The organism is Saccharomonospora saliphila YIM 90502, from assembly GCF_000383795.1.
Classification (GTDB): Bacteria; Actinomycetota; Actinomycetes; order Mycobacteriales; family Pseudonocardiaceae; genus Saccharomonospora; species Saccharomonospora saliphila.
On sequence record NZ_KB912660.1, the window covers coordinates 53,456 to 58,267 of the forward strand.

Annotated in this window: 3 protein-coding genes; 1 reads left to right on the forward strand and 2 read right to left on the reverse strand. The window is 72.0% G+C overall.

The annotated features are described in order from the left end of the window. Positions 1–2,214, reverse strand: a 2,214-nt coding sequence (locus SACSA_RS0110460) for a beta-xylosidase/alpha-l-arabinosidase (RefSeq protein WP_019815684.1), incomplete at its 3' end; no start/stop codon positions are given. Beyond that, positions 2,211–3,209, reverse strand: coding sequence for a LacI family DNA-binding transcriptional regulator (locus tag SACSA_RS0110465; protein WP_048876656.1), 999 nt, complete (start codon positions 3,207–3,209; stop codon positions 2,211–2,213). The genes SACSA_RS0110460 and SACSA_RS0110465, both read right to left, overlap by 4 nt. Positions 3,210–3,410: 201 nt before the next feature. On the opposite strand from SACSA_RS0110465, the gene SACSA_RS0110470 reads away from it, so the two are divergent. Then, a complete protein-coding gene (locus SACSA_RS0110470) occupies positions 3,411–4,715 on the forward strand; it encodes an ABC transporter substrate-binding protein (protein ID WP_019815688.1) in 1,305 nt (434 codons plus the stop codon). The last annotated feature ends 97 nt before the right edge of the window (positions 4,716–4,812 follow it).

Sequence of the window (4,812 nt, forward strand, 5' to 3'; positions counted from 1 at the left end):
GGCCGACCGGCCGACGAACACCCCGATCGCGCCGGGCTCGACCACCCGCCGCAGGTCCGCGCCCGTGAAGGCGGTGCGGTCGGCGTGCAACGAGAACGACACGCGGGCTCGCTGCCCGGGGTCGAGGTCGACCCGGGCGAACCCGGCGAGCTGGCGCACCGGCCTTGTCACCTGGGCGTACTCGTCACGCAGGTAGAGCTGCACCACTTCCGATCCGGCGCGGTCGCCGGTGTTGGTCACCCGGACGGTGATCTCCACCCGCCCGTCGGTGGGGATCGCGGTGGCGTCGACGGCGAGCTCGTCGTAGGCGAACTCGGTGTAGGACAGGCCGTGTCCGAACGGATACAGCGGCGTCGGGTCGAGGTTGCTGATGCCTTCGCTGTCGCCGCCCAACGGCGGGTGCAGGTAGGTCGTGGGCTGTCCGCCCGGGTCCCTCGGGACCTGCATCGGCAGCCGTCCGGATGGCACCACGCGCCCGGACAGCACACCGGCGAGCGCGGCGCCTCCTTCGACACCGGGCATGAACGCCTGTACGACGGCGGCGGCGCGGCCTGCGTGCGCGCCCAGTGCGTAGGGCCGCCCGGACACCACGACCACCACTACCGGGGTGTCCAGCTCCAGCAGCGCGCTGAGCAGCTCGTCCTGGGCGCCGGGCAGCCGCAGATCGCCGGCATCGCAACCCTCGCCCGAGGTGCCCTCGCCGAACATGCCCGCGCGGTCGCCGACGACGGCGACGCAGACGTCGGCCGCGCGAGCCTCGGCGAGGGCGGCGGCGAAGCCGGAGGTGTCGGGTTCGCGCACCGGGCACCCCGGGGAGACGGTGACCTCGGAATGGCTCAGTTCCGCCCGCAACGCCTCGGCCAGTGACGCGACGTCCAGGCCAAGGCCCAGATCCGGGTGCCGGGGCAGCACGTGGTTCGGGTACGAATAGCAGCCGAGGAAGGCCAGCGGGTCGTCGGCGCAGGGCCCCACGAGCGCGACCCGGGCGGGTGCGGGGGCCAACGGCAATGTGCCGTCGTTGTCGAGCAGCACGACCGACCGGCGGGCGAGCGCGCCGGCCAGCTCCCGGTTGCGTGGTGAGTCCAGCTCGACCGTCTCGTCGACCGCGCCCTCCGGTGTCCAGTCCGGATCGAGCAGGCCCAGCTCCGCCTTCTGGGTCAGCAGCCGCGACACCGCGCGGTCGACGAGCTTCTCGTCCACGCGCCCGTCGGCGATCAGGTCGGCGAGCTCGGTCCCGTAGCAGAGTCCGTCCGGCAGCTCCACGTCGATCCCGGCGGCCAGCGCCAGCGCGCCCGCGTGCCCCACGTCCTCGGCGACGCGGTGCATGGTCACCAGGAACGCGATGGCCCAGTAGTCGGAGACCACCGTGCCGTCGAATCCCCACTCGTCGCGCAGGATTCCGGTCAGCAGCGCCCGGTCGGCCGCGGCCGGAACGCCGTCGAGATCGACGTAGGCGTTCATGACCGACCACGCCCCGCCCTCGCGCACGGCCATTTCGAAGGGCGGCAGGACGACGTCCCGCAGTTCCCGGGGCCCGATCGACACCGGCGCGTGGTTGCGCGCGGCGCGGGAGGCGGCATAGCCGGCGAAGTGCTTGAGCGTGGCGTGCACGCCCGCGCTCTGGAGCCCGCGCACGTAGGCGGTGCCGAGCGTGCCGACGAGGTAGGGGTCCTCGCCGAGCGTCTCCTCGACCCGGCCCCAGCGGTGGTCGCGCACGACGTCGAGCACGGGTGCGAGTCCCTGATGGACACCGACCGCGCGCATGTCGGTGCCGATCGCCGCGGCCATCCGCTCCACCAGATCCGGGTCGAACGTCGCCGCCCACGCGGGCGGGGCCGGGTAGACGGTGGCGCCGTAGGTGGTGAACCCGGTCAGGCACTCCTCGTGCGCCAGGGCGGGGATGCCGAACCTGCTCGTGCCGACCAGTCTCCGCTGGAGCTCGACCATCCTGCGCGCGCCCTCGGCGGCGCTCACGGGCGCCGTGCCGAACACCCGCGTGAGGTGGCCCAGGCCGTGCTCGGCGCGGTCGTCGAACGGCACCGCGCCCCGGGAGAACACGTCCTGCATGGGAGCGACGTTGCCCTCGACGGTCTCGTTTCCGGGCCAGGCGCCGCCGAGCTGGGCGAGCTTCTCCTCCAACGTCAGCTCGGCGAGCAGGGCACGCGCGCGCTGCCGGGCCGAGGCCGAGGTGTCCTGCCAGTCGTGGGTCGTCATCGCTCTCCTCGGGGTGCGGTCGAGTCGCGCACGACGAGCTGGGTGGCCAGTTCGACGTGGTGGGAGTCCAGGGTGTCGCCTTCGGCCAGGCGCAACAGCGTGCGCAGCGCGACCCGGCCCATGTCCGGCAGCGGCTGGCGCACCACCGTCAGCGCCGGGGTCGCCAGGGTGGCCAGGATCGTGTCGTCGTAACCGACGACGCTGAGGTCGTCGGGCACCCGCAGGCCGCGTCGGCGCGCGGCCTCCACCACGCCGAGGGCGGTGGCGTCGCTGGCCGCGAACACCGCGGTGGGGCGGGGATCGAGATCGAGCAGCCGGATGCCCATCTCCAGGCCGTCCGGGTAGCCGAAGGCGCCGTGCAGCGTCAGCTCCGGGTCGGGCTCCACCCCGGCCTTCTCCAGGGCGGCGCGGTAGCCGTGCAGGCGCGCCTGCCCGCACGAGGCGCTCTCCGGGCCGCCCGCGAACCCGATGCGGCGGTGGCCGAGGCCGAGCAGGTGCTCGGTGGCGGAGACGCCGCCGGAGAAGTTGGTGGCCCCGACGCTGGTGACCTCGATGCGGGGCAGGTTGAGCGGATCGATCACCACGAGCGGCAGGCCCGCCCGGTCGAATCCCTCGACCTGCTCCCGGGTCAGCTCCGAGGTCACCACGATGAGCCCTTCACGGCCCGCGGTCTTGAGCCGGTTCGCCCACGAGTCCGCACCCGGCACCGGACCGGACTCCGAGGGGATGCGCCCGACGACGACGTCGACACCGTTCTCGGCGCCCGCCTCGGTGACTCCGCGCAGGACGGCGAGCGAGTACGGGCTCACGAGCTCGTCGAAGACCAGGTCGACCGTCCGCGCGGGTGCCACGCTGCGCCTGCCCACCTGGGGCACGTAGCCGAGCTTGCGCACCGCCTCCTCGACGCGGGCACGGGTGGCCGAGGCGACGTCGCCACGCCCGTTCACCACCTTCGAGGCGGTCGGCAGGGAGACGCCCGCGGCGTCGGCGACCATCGCCAGCGTCGCCCGCGGCGCGGTGTCGGGTCCTGCTCCCACAGAAACCTCCGCTTGGTTTGCCGAAATGTTTCCGGACACTGTACCTGATCTGTCGTCGAAATCAGGTCTTGACCGGCTGCGCGACGAGTTCTAGTGTCCCCTAACACTCTGTAGTGCTTTTCCGAAAAGTTTCGGGACCTTCGACGAGGAAGGCACGGCATGACCATGGCTCAACGGCGGGTGGCGCTGCTGACGGCGGCGGCCACGGTGCTCACACTCGGTACGGCCTGCGGGTCGAGCGGACCCGGGGCCACGGGAGCCTCGGCGTGGGCTCTCACCGGTGGCGACGAGCAGACGATACGGCAGTCGTTCCAACGCTGGAACGACGAGAACCCCGACGCCTCGGTGGGGGCCGAGTTCTTCGCCAACGACGCGTACAAGCAGAAGATCCGCACCTCCATCGGCGCGGGCGACGCGCCCACGTTGATCTTCGGGTGGGGCGGCGGCACCCTGCGGACCTGGGTCGAGGCGGACCGGGTGGTCAACCTGTCCGAAGCGGTGCCGGACGAGGCGGCACTGACGGACAAGTTCCTCCCTTCGGTGCTGGACAACGGGATCGTGGACGGTGAGGTCCACGCCGTGCCGAACAACGGCATGCAGCCGGTGCTGCTCTACTACAACAAGAAGCTGTTCGACGCGATCGGCGCCGAGCCGCCGCGCACCTGGGGTGAGCTGCTCGAACTGGTGCCGCGCTTCAACGACGAGGGCGTGGCGCCGTTGGCGATGGGCGGCCAGAGCAAGTGGCCGCAGCTCATGTGGCTGGAGTACCTCGTGGACCGCATCGGCGGGCCGGAGGTGTTCGAGGCGATCGAGGCGGGCGAGCCCGGAGCGTGGTCGCACCCGGCCGTCGAGCGCGCGGCGACGATGATCCGGGATCTGGTCGAGGCCAACGGCTTCGTCGACGGCTTCGGGTCCATCGCGGCCGACAGCGGAGCCGACGCCGCGCTGCTCTACACCGACAAGGCGGCGATGTATCTGATGGGCTCCTGGGCCTATCCGAGCATCAAGGACTCGGCTCCCGAGTTCATCGCCGAGGGGCACCTCGGATACACCACGTTCCCGGTCGTCGAGGGAGGTGCGGGCGACCCGGGCAACATCGTGGGCAACCCTGCGAACTACTGGTCGGTCAGCGCGGAGGCCACCGAACAGGAACGCGCGGCCGCGCTGGACTACCTGGACAACGGGCTGATGAACGACGCCTACGTGGACACCCTGCTCGAGAACGGCTCCGTGCCCCCGGTGCGCGGGATCGAGGAGGAACTGGCCGGCACCGACGACTCCGGCTACCTCTCGTCGGTGTACGAGGTGGCCTCCCAGGCCCCGAACTTCCAACTCTCCTGGGACCAGGCGCTTCCGGCCGACCAGGCGGAGGCGATGTTGAGCAACCTGGAGCGGTTGTTCACCGGACAGCTCACCCCCGAGGCGTTCTGCTCGGCCCTGGACGCCACGCTCGAAAACGAGTGAGCGCCGTGTCAGGAGGTATCGAGACGGCCTCGCGCGGCGTGGACCCGGCGCCCTCGCGAGGGACCGCCCCGGCCCGCTCCCGGCCGGGGCGGCGCAC

Excerpts from the sequence above, each read along its gene's own strand:
- SACSA_RS0110465 (WP_048876656.1), bottom strand. The coding sequence starts at position 3,209 with ATGGTCGCCGACGCCGCGGGCGTCTCCCTGCCGACCGCCTCGAAGGTG.
- SACSA_RS0110470 (WP_019815688.1), top strand. The coding sequence starts at position 3,411 with ATGACCATGGCTCAACGGCGGGTGGCGCTGCTGACGGCGGCGGCCACG.